The following is a 15,914-nucleotide window of genomic DNA, read 5'->3' as shown; positions in this document are numbered from 1 at the left end:
TCGCCACTCCTTTAAATTACACGATTTCGAACCGTACTGGCCAAAAAATCGATAGCGATGACCATAATCATGATAATCAATACGTCTAGTGAAACAGAAGCGTATTGAAAGGTTTTAAAATCATTGAATAACCGTTGTCCGATTCCACCACCACCGATAAAGCCCAAGATAAGCGATGTCCGTATAGCTACTTCAAAACGATAAAAAAACTGCGACAATACGTTTGGCCAAATTTGTGGCAGAATGCTGAACAGATTCGCCAGCCATCTTTTTGCACCAACCGCTCGCATGGCTTCTTGGGGACCAGGATCTGCTGCTTCAATTAATTCAGAAACCAGTTTCCCGAAAACCCCCACGTTATGGAACATGATGGCAATAACGGCTGGAAAAGGTCCGAGGCCAAGTGTTGTTAATAAGATAAGACCGAAAACAATTTCCGGAATCGATCGCACAAAACTAAGTGCCACACGTGTGATATGGAAGAGCGACTTAGAAGGCGCTGTATTGCGTGCCGCCATAAAGCTGATTGGCAAAGCAATCAATAAACCAAAAACACTGCCAAGAAAGGCCATTGCCAATGTTTCAAACGTATCTTCTACCATACCTGGAAGCTTAGAAAAGTCCATTGGCCACCATTGAGACAGAAAATCGATCATATTGCGAAAATCTTTAAACTTGGACAGATCGAATTCTGTAATGCGCATGCTGAAATAAACGAGTACGAGAACAATTATGAGTGTAATGAAATTTCTTTTTTTAAACCACAAGCTAATCAACTCTATTCTTCAATGATTCCTTGCTTTATAGCGGCTTGTTTAATGCTTTCATAATCGGCATTCGTAGCTTCTGTAAAACCGGTTGCGCCAAACGCGTCCAGGATCTCAGGATCTTCAATCGCCAAAAATGCTTTCCGTAATTTTGCGATCGTTCCATCATCTGTACTTTCAAGAACAGCCCATGGGTATTGGAACAACGGCTCAGATTCCCAAACGATTTTTAATTGGTCCGCATCGATTTTGCCCGATTCTATTAATTGATTGTAAATAGCGCTATCAATAGCACCTGCATCAACTTGTTTGTTTTGAACGGCTAAGGCAGTAGCGTCGTGTGATCCAGTAAAACGAACATTTTTAAATTGGTTTTCTTGTTCGGACTCATAGACGCCTCGATCTTGTAATTCAATAGAAGGAATTAATGACCCGGAAGTAGAATTGAGATCACCAAAAGCAAATTGAACTTCACCAGGAGTTTTTAATAGTTCATCTAGAGACGTTGCTGGATTGTCTTTATGAGTGATGACATAGGAATGATAGAAAGGTTCGCCTTCGACCAGTTGGGTAATGATGGCTTCTGCATTGCTGTTCGCTTCAGCGATTACATAAGTCAATGGTCCAAGATAAGCCATATCAATCTGGTCGTAGTTCATCGATTCTACTACGCCGTTATAATCGGGATAAACTTCAATCTCAACTTTGCGATCCAGTTCTTTACTTAGAAGGGCTTGTAATTTTTCCATCGCGACTTCCATTTCACCTTCTGTTTGAGCAGGAATGACGCCTATTGTAAAGGGTTCTTGTTCATCTGAGGAGCTGTCATTTTCAGCTGACTCATTGCTACAGGCAGACAGGAATAACACAAGAAAAAGTGCAGAAATCGTACCAATCCATTTTTTCAATAAAATCACCTCTTTTTGAATTTGGGCATTGAGTTAACAGTAAAACAAGGACTCAAGCAGAGTCCTTGTAAAAAGCTTAAATAAGTTGTGCCTGACCTTTAAATAACACGAATACGTCCAGCATGTTCACTTGTTACATGACCAATGATAGCGGATTGAACTTTATTTTTTACTAACTCATTTTGTAATGCATCCGCATCTGCTTCAGGAACTGAAATCAGCAAGCCTCCTGAAGTGACCGCATCGCACAGAATCAATTGATCGATTTCACTAATGTTTTCAGCATAATCGATGTCATCAGCAAGCCATTTACGATTTTTACGAGTTCCGCCTGGAATGACGTCTTGTTCGGCAAGTTCTCTAGCGCGAGCCAGAACAGGAACATCTCGGTTAGTTACGGTCACGCCAACATTGCCGCCTTTAGCGATTTCCATTGTGTGACCAAGCAGGCCAAATCCAGTGACATCGGTGCAGGCATTAACGGTGAAATTTTCCATCACTTCTGCTGCAGTTTTGTTTAACGTAGCCATTACATTCATAACTTCATCCAAAGATTTTTGATCCAAAGTTCCTTGCTTGATGGCAGTAGTCAAAATACCGACGCCAATAGGTTTGGTCAAAATTAGACGATCACCCGGTTTCGCACCAGCGTTAGAGCGGATCCGATCGGGGTGGATTGTTCCTGTAACGGAAAGTCCAAATTTAGGTTCTTGATCATCAATTGAATGACCACCAACTAAAACAGCGCCAGATTCCTTCACTTTGTCAGAAGCACCAGCCAAAATATCAGCTAAAATACTTTTGTCTAAAGTATTGATTGGGAAAGCTACAATATTCATAACTGTTAAGGGTTTGCCACCCATAGCGTAAACGTCGCTTAAGGCATTAGCTGCACCAATCTGACCAAACATATAAGCGTCATCGACAATCGGAGTAAAGAAATCTAAAGTTTGAACCAATGCAGTTTCGTCATTAATTTTATAAACTCCCGCATCATCAGCTGTTTCCAAGCCGACCAGCAAGTTTGGATCGTCTACATTTTTCGGTAAGTGGCGCAGAACCTGCGCCAGGTCCTCAGGACCAATTTTGCAGCCTCAACCGCCTTTTGTAGATAAAGAAGTTAAGCGTACGTTTTCTTTTTCAACCATATTAATCTCTCCTTTTTCTCATCAGATTTATAAGTTAAATGAATCATTTTAGCCTGTGGATATTCCGCTGGGTTACTCCAACTCTCAATGACCATTGCTTCAATTCAACTTACTATTGTTTAATACTGACCAAAACCAAAATTACTTTAAGATGTTTTGATAAACTTTCAAGAACGTTTCAGCTTCGCGTTCACTTGAGTGATGTTGTTTCACATAAGCTTTAGCGGCATGGCCAATAGTTTCTCTTATTTTGTTATTATTCATGAGCTTTTCAGCATAATCAAGAAATTCGATCCGAGTTTTATATAAAAACCCTGTTTCCCCATCGGAAATGATGCTGCTGTTGCCTGGAATGTCTGAAGCGAGGACAGGTAAGGCATATCCCATGGCTTCTAAAATCGTAGCAGGCTGTCCTTCTGATAAAGAAGTATTTAAGACAACATCGGCCTGTTGGTAAATAGAACCCATGTCTTCGTGTGGTACTTGCCCGAGATAGCGAATCCAGTCTTCGTGCTGCTTGACGAGAGCCATCACGCGTTCGCTTTCCATTTCTTCAAGAACGGGGCCAATGAGCCACAATCGAAGTTGCGGGTTTCGCAGATATAAATCATGGAGCATCAGAATTGCTTCAGGAATATTTTTGACTTTCCGAATACCGGCAGGCAAAAAAAACAAAAAGCTACCTGGCTCTTTTGTAAAAGAAGATGTACCTGCAAAAGAAGGCTGATTGCCTTGTGGCATAATAAAAATTTTATCAGTCAACCAAGGAACTTCCTTTACGAGCAAGTCCTCTGCTTTTTTATCGAACACATGAATTGCGTCTGATTCATGCAAACAGGTTAAGACGTCCGTTCGTCTATCTGGATTAAACAAATCTTGATTCAAATCAGTACCAGTCATGGTCACAATGTAATGCGCAGGTTTTGTGTCTAGTTGTTGCAAGAACTGATAAAAATTATAAGCATGGAAACCGTGAACGATATCGGCAGGTGGAAAACAGCGAATGACGTCTTCGTCTGTCGTTGAAATGATTTCTGTGTCGATTCCTAATTTTGTTAGATTGTCTGAGATGCGTTGGACCGTTATGGTATTTCCGCGAAGTTGCGGATAGTTTGGTGAAGCTAAAACAATTTTCATTTTCATCCTCCTTTACTCCACAAATTGAAGGTTTGTTCACTTCTATTAAATTGAATTATCCTAAAGCCTAGTAAGTTTGTCACCTAACTTACCTTTCTGTTTGTAAAAAAAAGATTGCCTATAAGGCAATCTTTTTGGTGAATAGCAGTAGATACTAGGTCTAGGGCGCTGTCGCTTTTCTATGTCTAACTCAAGCGCCTAGCTCCTCGGGTCTTAAGCCAACCCGACTGTGTGGCAAAGAGCGCCACTTCGTCGGTCTGTCTTAAGCCTGTCGGAGCTACATAGGCGCTGTCGCTTTTCTATGTCTAGCTCAAGCGCCTAGCTCCTTGGGTCTTAAGCCAACCCGACTGTGTGGCAAAGAGCGCCACTTCGTCGGTCTGTCTTAAGCCTGTCGGAGCTACATAGGCGCTGTCGCTTTTCTATGTCTAGCTCAAGCGCCTAGATTCTAGGGTCGTAAGTCACCCCAGCTGCGTGGCAAAGAGCGCCACACTGCTGTGCTGCCTTACGCCCGTCGAATCTACATAGGCGCTGTCGCTTTTCTATGTATTTGGCGGGATTGTATGGGAATCGAACCCACCGAGCCTGACACGCAGGCCCCTCAGGGTTTTGAAGACCCAGGAGGACACCAGTCACCCATCCAACCCCAAAGTTCGTAATGGTGAACCTGTACAAGTTTATACCGAAAAAAAGATCTTCGCAAGAAAGGCGCTTAGTGAGAATCGGTGAAAGCGGTGCTCAGGCTTGAAACAGCCCTTCTTGAAGACTAAAGTAAAGAGAACAGCGATAAGAGAAGGCGTGTGAAAAAAATGGAAGAACGTTATTATACAATCGGCATGGCAGGACATATTGATCACGGCAAAACCACTTTGACAAAAGCATTGACTAACGTAGAAACAGATCGATTAAAAGAAGAAAAAGAACGTGGGATCTCTATCGAACTGGGCTACGCACCTTTAAATTTAGAAATGGGTGTTGCTATTTCGATTGTCGATGTACCAGGACATGAACGGTTTGTTCGGCAGATGATTGCCGGGGTTGCGGGAATTGATTTAGTTGTTTTGGTTGTAGCGGCAGATGAAGGCATCATGCCGCAAACCGAAGAGCATTTGGAAATTCTGCAGTTTTTAGGCGTGGAACATTGCATCGTGGCGATTTCGAAAATCGATCGTGTCGATGAAATTATGCTCGAATTGGTCATGGATGATGTTAAAGAACGGCTGTCAGAAACCATTTTTCGTGACGCACCGTATGTTGCGCTCGATAGTTTATCGGGAATCGGAATAGACGAATTAAAGCAAACGATTTTAACGAAACTGAAAGCAATCGATTTTCGTGACGCTTATGGTTCATTTCGTTTACCAATTGATCAAGTGTTTTCAGTCCAAGGTCAAGGCACTGTCGTCAGAGGAACCGTATACGAGGGGGTTGTCCAGAAATCCTCGCAGCTTCGTCTTTTACCAGAAGGGATTTCTGTGAAAGCGAGACAAATTCAAGTGCATCACGAAGAACGTCAGCAGGCGCGTGCAGGGCAGCGAACGGCGATTAATTTAGGCGGCATGGATCAGACAGCTGTAAAACGCGGAGATGTACTTGTCGATTCAGAACATTTTCTCGTGACAGATACGATCGATATTGCATTGCAAGTGATTGGTCGAAAGTTCGCACCACTTAAACAGCGGACGGCTGTCAGGCTTCACGTCGGAACCTCTGAAGTGATGGGCAAAATCGTCTTTTTTGACCGTAACGAACTGACGCAAACACCAAACGAAGTATTATGCCAAATTCGGTTAGAAGAAAAAATAGTCGTGCGTCGAGGAGATCGTTTTGTATTGCGGCGCCCGAGTCCCGTTGAGACCATTGGTGGCGGCTGGGTCATACAACCAAATGGTGGGAAATACTGCTTTGGTGAGGAGACAATCGAGATGCTTCGTCACCACCAGCAAGGAACACCGAAAGATTTAGTCGTAGATGCCTTAAGTAAATACTTATTGCTCGACGAGAAAAGCCTCATGCAACACACTTCATTAAACGAAAACACATTGGCGGAAATCTTAGAACAAGGAGTAGAATCGGATAGTTGGTTAGAAATTCCTCGCCAAGGCTATAGTTTGACCAAAACGTTTATCAAGATAAAAGATGAATTGTTCGACAGGTTGCAGCAGTATCACGAAGATTTTTCAATGCGTATGGGTATGAGCAAGGCCGAACTAATTCAGTCAGTGAGCATAAGCTATCCTAAACCATTACTGGAATTTAGTTTAAATTTATTGGTTGAACAAAATGAACTAAAGCGATTCGAACAGTTTGTAGCTCTACCTCTTTTTAACCCACATCTGCCACAAAAATGGCGCGTCCGAATGGAGCAGGTTATTAGTTCGCTGGAGCAAGACGCTTTTCAAGCGAAGAAATGGGAAGACTATTTTTTAGGTACACCCTTACCGAAGATGGAAATTGCTGAACTCACTGCCCATTTGATTGGAAGTAATCAAGTTTATCGTTTGAGAGAAGATACGTTGATTCACCATACTGCTTTCGATGACGCATTAAATCAACTGCGGCATCAAACAGATACTTGTTTTGATTTAAAGCAGGCCAAAGAAGTGCTAGATTTATCGAGAAAGTACATGATCCCGTTTCTCGAATTACTTGATGAACTTCATTATACGAAACGATCAGAAGATCAGCGTTATTGGACGGAGGATAAACGATGAAACAGTATTTGCGACTACTTCCAGCGGTTCATGAATTACAGAAAGATCCACGATTTGAAACGCTAAAAAAGAAATTTGATCTCCACGAAATGCAGTTGACTGAATTTCTACAACAAGAAGTTGGCAGTTTGCGAAAAAGCTTGTTAGCAGAAGAGGCTCTAATCGAAAAAGCAACTCCAGATTTCACTGGACAGATTTTCAAGTCTGCGGAACTTCATATACAAATATGGCAAGAAGACCGATTAGAAAGAGTAATTAACGGAACCGGGACCGTGCTGCATACGAATTTAGGACGGTCACGACTGAGCGATGCGGCCATTGCTCACGTAGTAAGAACAGCAGAGAATTACTCGAATTTGGAATATCAATTAGTAGCAGGAAAGCGAGGATCGCGCCATCAGATTATCGAAGATTTGGTAGTCCAAGCTACAGGCGCGGAAGCTGCGATGGTGGTGAACAATAATGCTGCAGCGGTATTTCTCATTTTGAGTGCGCTAGCAAAAAAACAGGAAGTGATTGTTTCCCGGGGACAATTGGTCGAGATCGGAGGTTCGTTCCGTGTGTCTTCCATTATGGAAGAAAGCGGGGCTCGACTAGTTGAAGTGGGAACTACCAACAAAACCCATTTAGTTGATTATGAACAGGCCATAACAGAAGAAACCGCTATGATGATGAAAGTCCACACGAGTAATTTCAAAATGATTGGATTTACAGAAACAGTAGAGACTGCTAAGCTCGTTGAACTTACTGGCAAACATCAACATGTTATCTTTTATGAAGATTTGGGGAGCGGTGCGCTTTATGATTTTAAACAACATGGTATTGGAGATGAACCGCTTGTTCGGGAAGTAATTGAAAGTGGCGTAGATCTTGTGTCTTTTAGTGGCGATAAATTATTAGGTGGACCACAAGCGGGATTGATTGCCGGTAAAAAAGAGTTGGTCGAGCGATTGAAAAAGCACCAATTGGCGCGTGTCTTAAGAGTCGATAAAATGACTCTTGCCGCAATGGAAGAAACCTTAAAAAGCTATTTAGCGGGGGCAGAGAAAATTGCTGAACTTCCCACAATCCGTGATATCATTCGCCCAGCAGAAGACATTAAAGTTCAAGCGCAATTATTTATCCGTAATTTACAGTCAAAGTCTAGTAACTATCACAGTGAACTTCAAGAAAGTACATCTCAAATAGGCGGAGGCACTATGCCAGGAGTAGAAATTCCGACGTATATTGCGGCTATAACACATAAACGGTTAAGTGCAGCGCAATTGTCGCTTTGCCTGAGAAAAGTAAAACCAGCCATCGTGTCGCGAATTCAAGAAGACCGGGTATGTATTGATTTCCGGACTATCAACTTTTCTGAGCTAGACGATTTATTGGCAGGATTTATCGCTTGCCAATAAATACAGTGAACAGACTCGTGACACTAGAAATCGTTGCTAAGCTTAGCGTACATCAATCGAAAAAGCACCTTTACTAATGTAAAGATGAACAAAAGGAGTCGGCGACTAGCTGACTCCTTTCATCTATCGGCAATCATCTATTCAAGTAGGAGTCGTTCCTCATAATCGATAACAAGATCAGGAAGAATAGAAGGTGTGACGTTGTCCCAAATCAGTTGTTCACGTGTTTTTTTATCTAGTCGGAAAGACAAGACACTTTGATAATCTACCTCGTTTTGTTCGTTTACAATAGGATACAACCATGAAAAGGACATATCTTCGAGTTGGTCGATTTCGGGTAGAGAGTCAAGTATCGCGATGGTTTGTGTTAACATTTTCTGTTTGGTTGAAATGACGGTAAGTTCTTTATCAGCATTTATGGAAATCTCGACATTCCAGCCTGTTGAACTGTGGGAAACTGATAGATTAGAAATGCGTTTCTTATTCATATTACTAGTTGCTCCCGTTTGGTCAATAATGATTTCCTGCAATGCGTTTTTTACGTTTGTTGCGTCTTGAGAGTCCGCTTTTAGTAGCCATCCACCGGTAGCGAGGAGAGCAGCTATTGTTAATAACAGCCAAGGTAAAGCAGCAAATCGCCAAAACTTCTGTTTATGTATTTTAGTCATTGTCTTGGCCCCCTTAGGTCAGTCATGCTTTTAGTATAAAGGAAAACTAGTTTTTTTAGAAAAAACTACGTGTAGATTTATAGCCAAAAGTCCCCTAATTTAAAGGACTTTGAAAATAACAGGAACATTAAATTGCGGAAAAGCTCTTTATTTCAAAAGACCATGGCTGGTAGATAAAAAAGCGTTATACTGAAAAAAGATTCGAATTATTTCTTGCGTGCAGTTCTATCATTCTTTAAAAAGTCAAAAGAATATACTTGTTTTGAAACGAGGGAATAGTATGAAGCAATACGAAAATCACCAGGCAATGCTTCAAGACTATATCAATTCACCAGAAAAGGTTAGAGGGTTGTATCGACGAACACTGTGGGTTGTTGTAATGGCGCAGGTTTTTGGAGGAGCTGGACTAGCGGCTGGTGTGACAGTTGGTGCGCTTCTAGCACAGGACATGCTCGGTACAGACCGATTTGCAGGTCTTCCAGTAGCCCTGTTTACACTGGGGTCAGCGGCAGCAGCTCTTATTATTGGAAGGCTTTCGCAGCGTTTTAGTCGACGGACCGGTTTGGCAACAGGCTTCCTTGCGGGTGCAATCGGTGCAATTGGTGTTGTTATGGCTGCTTTATCGGATAATGTCTTTCTGCTGTTTGCGTCGTTGTTAATTTATGGAGCAGGAACGGCTACAAATTTGCAATCACGTTATGCAGGCACAGATTTGGCAACTGTGAAGCAACGAGGAACTGCAATTAGTATTGCTTTGGTTTCAACGACTTTCGGTGCATTTGCCGGGCCCAATCTAATTGGTGTAATGGGCAGATTTGCTGAATCCATTAACGTTCCAGCTTTAGCAGGTCCTTTTATTTTAGCTGCTGTGGCATTTAGTTTAGCTGGTATCGTATTAGTCATTTTCTTAAGACCGGATCCTTTGCTAGTATCAAAAGCGATAACGGAGCACCAGCTAAATTTTAAAGCGAGTATAGTAGACACGGAGTCGGTAGGTTCTGCCATTAATAAAAAAGGAGTCGTACTAGGAGCGACTGTCATGGTGCTGACACAGTTGATTATGTTTGCAATCATGACAATGACGCCCATTCATATGGGTCATTATGGACATAATCTTGGAGACATCGGGTTAGTCATTAGCATTCATATAGCTGCCATGTATTTGCCATCGCTTGTCACCGGTGTCCTTGTCGATAAATTGGGTCGAATTATCATGACAGTAGCTTCAGGAGTGACGTTCATGGCTGCGGGAATCGTTGCGGCCTTAGCGCCAAGTGATTCTTTATGGGTGCTGATTGTCGCACTGGCTTTGCTGGGTCTCGGCTGGAACTTTGGGTTGATCAGTGGCACTACACTCATTGTTGACTCAACCCATCCATCGACACGCGCAAAAACACAAGGTACTGTAGATGTATTAGTTGCGCTAGCAGGAGCAACAGGCGGCGGGCTTTCGGGACTGGTCATGGCGCAGTCAAGTTATGCCGTCATGTCTTTAGGAGGAGGATTTCTTGCACTGGCAATGATTCCAGTTGTTTTTTGGTCGATGAAGACAGTAAAAGTGGATAATTGAACAGCTCTGAGAAAGGTTGTTTTTCAGTGCTCATGTAAAATAGCAGGAGGTTATTTTCTTTTTGGCTTCGCTAAGTTACGTAGTCAAAAGGCTCTGTTGATCAATCCGCATGAACGGTATACTATTTTCACACTTAACGTTAGTAAAGGGATAATTTTAGCTGTCATTTAAAAGAGCTCCGTTCACAATTTTGTGAACGGAGCTCTTTATACTAGGTTGAGTTTAAGGATTAGTCGACCAAAGTCCAGCCGATTTTAATAATACGCGTGGGTGTAGTTTTAACTGAGCAACCATCATTTCAGCCAAATCTTCTGGCTGCATCACTTTATCAGGATTGCCATCGGTTAAGTTTTCACCAATCGCTAGGTCAGTTGCAACTGTACTCGGTGTTAGTGCACTGACACGGATATTGTGTTTTCTTACTTCGAGCATTAACGATTCTGTTAATCCCATGACACCAAACTTCGACGCGCTGTAAGCACTTGTTACCGGAGCACCTTTTTGTCCAGCTGTTGATGAAATATTAATAATGTCACCTGATTGACGCTCGATCATTTGCGGCAAGACAGCACGTGTTACATAATACACACCCATCAAGTTGGTGTCGATAATGGCTTTAAATTCTTCAGGTGATAGATCAAGGAAGTTACCGAATTTCCCAATACCTGCATTATTGATCAAAATATCAATCGAGCCAAGTTCAGCCAAAACGTGTTCAACTGCTGCATTGACCGAATCTTGATCGGCAACATCAGCTACTGCAAAAACAGTTTTCACACCGTATTGCTCGAGTTCCGCAACAACTTTCTCCAAGTTTTCAGCAGTGCGACCTACAAGTCCAACGTTTATACCTTCTGCTGCAAAAGCAATAGCTGTAGAACGGCCGATCCCTCGTCCTGCTCCTGTAATTAACGCATTTTTTCCTGTTAAGTTTTGCATATGGATAGCTCCTCTTTATATAAAATTAATTTCCTATACTAGTGTAGCAAAGTCTAGTTGGAAATCCTAAATAGAGAACTCAGGAATAAAATAGAAACAAAAAACCAGCAGGCGACAAGCCTGCTGGTAGTGATTATCTTTTATTCATCAAATAAATTCATACTTAAGTAACGTTCACCGGTATCGGGTGCGATGCATAATACTTTGTTGCCGCTACCGAGGCGCTTCGCAAGTTCAATCGCTGCATAAATTGTCGCGCCTGCAGAGGGTCCGACAAAAATACCTTCTTCACGAGCAACTCGTTTAAAGATATCAATCGCATCCTCATCTTGGATTGCCATGATTTCATCGTAGATTTTAGTATTTAAGATGCTCGGAATAAATCCAGGGCTCGTGCCTACTAATTTATGCTTGCCAGGTTTTCCACCAGACAAAACTGGAGATCCTTTCGGTTCCACGACTGCGATGTACAGCTCTGGCAGATGCTCTTTTAATGTTTCACCAGTCCCTGTAATAGTACCGCCAGTGCCAGCAGATGCTACAAAGGCATCCAGTTTCCCGTCCATTTGTTCCAAGATTTCTAGCGCTGTCGTTGTCCGGTGGATATCGGGATTTGCTTTGTTTTCGAATTGTTGCGGGATAAAACTATTTGGAATCTCCTTTTGCAGCTCAAGTGCTTTGCCAATAGCGCCAGGCATCTTTTCGTCACTTGGTGTGAGGACAACTTCAGAGCCGTATGCTTTCAATAAATTGATTCGCTCTTTTGTTGCGTTGTCCGGCAGTACCAAGATAGAGCGATAGCCTCGTGCAGCAGCAACCATGGCTAAGCCAATACCGGTATTGCCACTTGTTGGTTCGATAATGGTTGCGCCTTCTGTTAATAACCCATCTTCCTCGGCCATTTTGATCATATTATAGGCAGCACGGTCTTTGACACTTTTCGATGGATTAAACATTTCCAATTTAACGTAGACGTCCGCTGCACCTTCTGGCACTATACGATTTAGTTTTACGACAGGCGTATCGCCAATCAATTCGGTAATATTATTATAGGGTTTCACGTAGATAACAACCTTTCTTAGTTTAAAAAATCAACACGCGAATTTTGTAGAAATAAACGGCGTCTTTCAATTGACGGCGTGCAACCTAGCTATTATTGTACTAGTATAACGCACATTTGTTAATCATATTGGATTTGTCGGCTTAAGAAAGGGATGTTAAAGAAATGGAAAAAATACCTTTAGTAGTTAGTACAGAATGGCTAGAACAGCGATTAGATGATCCGAAGTTACGAATTATAGATGCGACGGCCTTTATGGATATTCCAAGAGATGGAGGCCCACCTTCGATTTTGTCAGGCAAACCTTCCTATGAACAAGGGCATATTAGTGGAGCAGTTCATATTGATTTATTAAACGAATTGTCAGATCCTGAATCGTCGTTACCGTTTACAGTGCCTCCGCGCGATTATTTTTGCAGAAAGATGACTGAACTGGGCATAGGTGACGGCACTTATACCGTTATCTACGATCAAGGGGCATTGGTGGAAAATCCAGTTATCGCTGCTTATTGGGCTTCACGGCTAGCGTGGCAAATGCACTATGAAGGCTACGAAAATATCGCGATTTTAGATGGAGGACTGCCTAAATGGAAACAAGAAGGGCGTCCATTAACGACAGTTCCCGGGAATTACCCATCGACAGTTTGTACTGGACAGCGTCGTACCGAGCTGCTTGCGAGCAAAGAAGATGTTAAACGTGCGATGAACGATGACAATGTCATTCTCATCAACAGCTTGTCACCTGAAGATTTTAAAGGAACAACAGATGCCTATCCCAGAAAAGGGCATATTCCGAGCAGCGTCAATGTTTTTTTTGGTGATCATGCCGATCAACAGACACAAAAAATGCATGCCGATGCCGCACTGCGTCAACCATTTGAAAAAATAGGAGCGTTAGATCTAGATAAAAAAGTCATCACCTACTGCGGTGGTGGACTTGCGTCAACGTGGACCGCTTTGATACTTAATACACTCGGTCAAACAAACGTCGCTGTTTACGACGGGTCGTTAAATGAATGGATAAGTGATCCAACGTGTCCTTTAGTGATGGGAAATTGAAAGACCGAGCTGATGTCCATTGCGACAGCCGCTTTCCGCGAGTAGAGCCTCAGCCGGTTGCACTACTGTAATCTCGAAAAACACACATCGAGTTCGAGATTGTGGGCCGAGATTCAGAAAAACAGACGGAGAAAAAGAGCTCTTTTTCTCCGTCTGTTTTATTTTAGAGGGTTATGGGACAGCCTCATCTATTCGACTTTCAAGGACGTTTAAGGTTTTATGTAGCGTAACGACAAAGTAAATCACTCAGTAATGCTATCTAACAGATATGTGATGATTTTATATTAAGACCTGAAAAGCTATAATGAATACATCAGCTGTGAATGTTAAGAAAGAAGATGATCAAATGGTGATTTATCCAATGATGAAAACATTTCTAATTGGCTTAGCCGGTGCTGGGATTTTTATAATGGTTGGAGCACCCATGCCTTGGTTGCTAGGTCCGTTGTTCGCTGTCTTATTCATGCAATTGTTTACACCACTGCAGCTGAAATGGCATCCTCGCTTTCGCAATAGTGGATTGGTAATTGCAGGATACGTCATCGGCTTTGCTTTTACTGTGGAAGCATTGCAAGGAATGAAAGAATATTTTCTAGCGATGGTCGTAATCAATTTAGCGTTTTTTGTTCTTTTTTTATTTATCAGTTCATTAATGGCTTCTCAGACGAAAGTTGATCGGGCAACGGCGATGACGTGTTGTGTGCCGGGTGGATTGTCACAAATTGTCACTTTTACAGAAGAACAGAAAACAATTGATTTGACAGCCGTAACGTTTTATCATGTCCTACGCGTGTTGCTCATTGTCGCCATTGTGCCATTTATTGTTGCTGACGGTGGATCTTCACATGTTGAAAAATTAGGGCAGGGAAACTATTCGCTGTCATTGCTGATGTTACTAGCGCTTTGTTATGGCGCTGGAATGATCGCACAAAAAATAAACGTACCGACAGCTTTTTTGTTGGGACCTGTTTTTTTTATTATGTTGCTTAACTTGACTGGTGTGGTAGTTCCGGTCATGCCAAGTTCTTTTTTGCATATCGCGCAATTGTTTATTGGCATCTATATCGGCTTATTATTGCAAAAGAAAGATTTGAAATTAACTAAGCGCATGGTCTTCTACTCTTTTTTTTCAAGCAGTGTACTGATTGCTTTTGCTTTTATCGTGAGCCTAGTGTTGCAGAAGTTATACGGGTTAAGCTTTTCGACTAGTTTTTTAAGTGTAGTGCCGGGTGGCCTTGACCAGATGGGGATTATTGCCGCATCCGTGGATGCAGACGTCACAGTAGTGACAGCTTTTCAGCTATTCCGGATTTTGGTTGTCTCAACATTGATTGTGCCGTTTGTAAAAATTATTGCTAAACGCGGTGAACAACAGGAAAACTTGTATGCAAAAAATACAAAATAAACAACAACTATAAGTTAAAGCTAGTTGTTGTTTATTTCGCAGCTAGATTCTCTTTCATGATTCAGAAGTCGACAGCTCTTTTTGAAAATTAGGGAATGTAAAGTTCACCTCGTCCGACGACGACAGCAGTACCACCAATTTTAACTTCCTGATATGTTTCGCTGTTCTTAGTGATAGTGATATCGATAAAACTAGGTCTTCCCATTTCTATTCCTTGTTCACTGCGTATAAAAAAATGGCCTTCATCACCATTGTCAATAACACCGTGTTCAACTAAAAATGCACCCAGTGGACCACAAGCAGCACCAGTTGCTGGATCTTCTGAAATGCCCATAGCAGGGGCGAACATTCGACAGTGGACTGTTGAGTCATCGTGTTCGGTTTCTGTTGTGAAGGTGAAGATGTGTTGGCGATTGGAATCCCCACTAAAGTGGCGTTCCCAAACATCGGTTCGGAAATTTATTTCTCTCATGGCGGCGAGGGAACGAAGGGGTACGAACAGGAAGGGAATACCGGACGAAACGGTCTGGATAGGAAAGCGTGTATCTAATTCTCCTTTTGGCAATGACAGCAAGTCTGCAACCAAAGCTTGTCTTTCAAATACTTCTCCGAAAACTGGGAGAGGTTGAATCATTTCTACTGTTGTTATTTTCTCTCCTTCTTTGCGGACGGTCACCGCGATGTCGGTAAGTTCTTCTTCGATAATCCATTCATTCATTCCATCGTATAAAGGTAACATGTTTAGGTAGGCCATAACAAAAGCTGTTCCAATCGTAGGATGACCCGCTATCGGTAATTCTACTTGGGGCGTGAAAATCCGTAAACTTAGCTGGTGTTGTGGTTTGCGGGGAGGACAGATAAAAGCAGTTTCCGATAAATTCAGTTCGTTAGCAATCCGCTGCATGATTTTCGTGTCTAAGCCGGAACCATCATGAAAAACGGCTAATTGATTGCCACCAAAAAATTGTGCAGTAAACACGTCGACTAATGTATAGGTTAACGTTTGCATAGTAATCCTCCTTTTCTGAATAATTCTACTTATTAGTTTATTTTTATCAGTTATCCATCAAAAAGTCCAATGTCTTCGATTGCAAACAATTCGTTTTGGGAATAAAGTAGCTATATGAGAGAAAAGAGGGAAG

13 protein-coding genes and 1 tRNA gene are annotated in these 15,914 nt (G+C 42.1%); 5 read left to right on the top strand and 9 right to left on the bottom strand.

What is annotated here, in order from left to right; genetic code table 11:
* Positions 1-11 precede the first annotated feature (11 nt).
* From phnE to QMF37_RS07105, 5 genes are all read right to left on the bottom strand, one after another.
* On the bottom strand, positions 12-767 hold the full coding sequence (gene phnE / locus QMF37_RS07125; protein WP_058386951.1) for a phosphonate ABC transporter, permease protein PhnE: 756 nt from the start codon (positions 765-767) through the stop codon (positions 12-14).
* Between the two features lie 11 nt (positions 768-778).
* Positions 779-1,675, bottom strand: coding sequence for a phosphate/phosphite/phosphonate ABC transporter substrate-binding protein (gene phnD, locus QMF37_RS07120; RefSeq protein WP_283477509.1), 897 nt, complete (start codon positions 1,673-1,675; stop codon positions 779-781).
* Positions 1,676-1,773: 98 nt separating this feature from the next.
* Positions 1,774-2,823, bottom strand: coding sequence for a selenide, water dikinase SelD (gene selD / locus QMF37_RS07115; protein WP_078080199.1), 1,050 nt, complete (start codon positions 2,821-2,823; stop codon positions 1,774-1,776).
* A 141-nt stretch (positions 2,824-2,964) separates the two neighbouring features.
* Positions 2,965-3,960, bottom strand: a complete 996-nt coding sequence (locus QMF37_RS07110; protein WP_283477506.1) for a glycosyltransferase — start codon at positions 3,958-3,960, stop codon at positions 2,965-2,967.
* Between the two features lie 548 nt (positions 3,961-4,508).
* A tRNA-Sec gene (locus QMF37_RS07105) sits at positions 4,509-4,605 on the bottom strand.
* 161 nt (positions 4,606-4,766) lie between these two features.
* On the opposite strand from QMF37_RS07105, the gene selB reads away from it, so the two are divergent.
* The gene (gene selB / locus QMF37_RS07100) at positions 4,767-6,671 is read left to right on the top strand and encodes a selenocysteine-specific translation elongation factor (protein ID WP_283477674.1); all 1,905 of its coding nucleotides are present in this window, start codon (positions 4,767-4,769) and stop codon (positions 6,669-6,671) included.
* Positions 6,668-8,071, top strand: coding sequence for an L-seryl-tRNA(Sec) selenium transferase (gene selA, locus QMF37_RS07095; protein WP_283477505.1), 1,404 nt, complete (start codon positions 6,668-6,670; stop codon positions 8,069-8,071). The genes selB and selA overlap by 4 nt, the downstream gene beginning before the upstream one ends.
* A gap of 137 nt (positions 8,072-8,208) precedes the next feature.
* Here selA and QMF37_RS07090 read toward each other — a convergent pair whose 3' ends face one another.
* A complete protein-coding gene (locus tag QMF37_RS07090; RefSeq protein ID WP_283477503.1) occupies positions 8,209-8,739 on the bottom strand; it encodes a hypothetical protein in 531 nt (176 codons plus the stop codon).
* A gap of 280 nt (positions 8,740-9,019) precedes the next feature.
* On the opposite strand from QMF37_RS07090, the gene QMF37_RS07085 reads away from it, so the two are divergent.
* Entirely contained in the window at positions 9,020-10,309 is a 1,290-nt protein-coding gene (locus QMF37_RS07085; RefSeq protein WP_071153713.1) for an MFS transporter, read from the top strand.
* Between the two features lie 222 nt (positions 10,310-10,531).
* Here QMF37_RS07085 and QMF37_RS07080 read toward each other — a convergent pair whose 3' ends face one another.
* Positions 10,532-11,248 (bottom strand): 3-ketoacyl-ACP reductase, encoded by a 717-nt coding sequence (locus tag QMF37_RS07080; protein WP_058386099.1) that lies wholly within the window; start codon positions 11,246-11,248, stop codon positions 10,532-10,534.
* A 140-nt stretch (positions 11,249-11,388) separates the two neighbouring features.
* Positions 11,389-12,309 carry a cysteine synthase A gene (gene cysK, locus QMF37_RS07075; protein ID WP_071153712.1) on the bottom strand — a complete coding sequence of 307 codons (921 nt, stop codon included), beginning with the start codon at positions 12,307-12,309 and terminating at the stop codon, positions 11,389-11,391.
* A 164-nt stretch (positions 12,310-12,473) separates the two neighbouring features.
* Between cysK and QMF37_RS07070 the strand changes: the two genes are divergently transcribed.
* Entirely contained in the window at positions 12,474-13,367 is an 894-nt protein-coding gene (locus tag QMF37_RS07070) for a sulfurtransferase (RefSeq protein WP_071153711.1), read from the top strand.
* A gap of 361 nt (positions 13,368-13,728) precedes the next feature.
* Entirely contained in the window at positions 13,729-14,772 is a 1,044-nt protein-coding gene (locus QMF37_RS07065; RefSeq protein ID WP_349307298.1) for an AbrB family transcriptional regulator, read from the top strand.
* A gap of 88 nt (positions 14,773-14,860) precedes the next feature.
* Here the strand turns inward: QMF37_RS07065 and QMF37_RS07060 are convergent, their stop codons facing one another.
* Entirely contained in the window at positions 14,861-15,781 is a 921-nt protein-coding gene (locus tag QMF37_RS07060; RefSeq protein WP_078080201.1) for a PhzF family phenazine biosynthesis protein, read from the bottom strand.
* Between the last annotated feature and the right edge of the window lie 133 nt (positions 15,782-15,914).

This window comes from Planococcus sp. S3-L1, assembly GCF_030063085.1.
GTDB classification, from domain to species: domain Bacteria; phylum Bacillota; class Bacilli; order Bacillales_A; family Planococcaceae; genus Planococcus; species Planococcus kocurii.
Note: the sequence above shows the minus strand (reverse complement) of the source record. Positions and strands in the feature narration are given on the sequence as shown.

Coding starts and splice junctions, on each gene's coding strand:
- QMF37_RS07110 (WP_283477506.1), bottom strand. CDS start 3,960: ATGAAAATTGTTTTAGCTTCACCAAACTATCCGCAACTTCGCGGAAAT.
- selB (WP_283477674.1), top strand. CDS start 4,767: ATGGAAGAACGTTATTATACAATCGGCATGGCAGGACATATTGATCAC.
- selA (WP_283477505.1), top strand. CDS start 6,668: ATGAAACAGTATTTGCGACTACTTCCAGCGGTTCATGAATTACAGAAA.
- QMF37_RS07090 (WP_283477503.1), bottom strand. CDS start 8,739: ATGACTAAAATACATAAACAGAAGTTTTGGCGATTTGCTGCTTTACCT.
- QMF37_RS07085 (WP_071153713.1), top strand. CDS start 9,020: ATGAAGCAATACGAAAATCACCAGGCAATGCTTCAAGACTATATCAAT.
- QMF37_RS07080 (WP_058386099.1), bottom strand. CDS start 11,248: ATGCAAAACTTAACAGGAAAAAATGCGTTAATTACAGGAGCAGGACGA.
- QMF37_RS07070 (WP_071153711.1), top strand. CDS start 12,474: ATGGAAAAAATACCTTTAGTAGTTAGTACAGAATGGCTAGAACAGCGA.
- QMF37_RS07065 (WP_349307298.1), top strand. CDS start 13,729: ATGATGAAAACATTTCTAATTGGCTTAGCCGGTGCTGGGATTTTTATA.
- QMF37_RS07060 (WP_078080201.1), bottom strand. CDS start 15,781: ATGCAAACGTTAACCTATACATTAGTCGACGTGTTTACTGCACAATTT.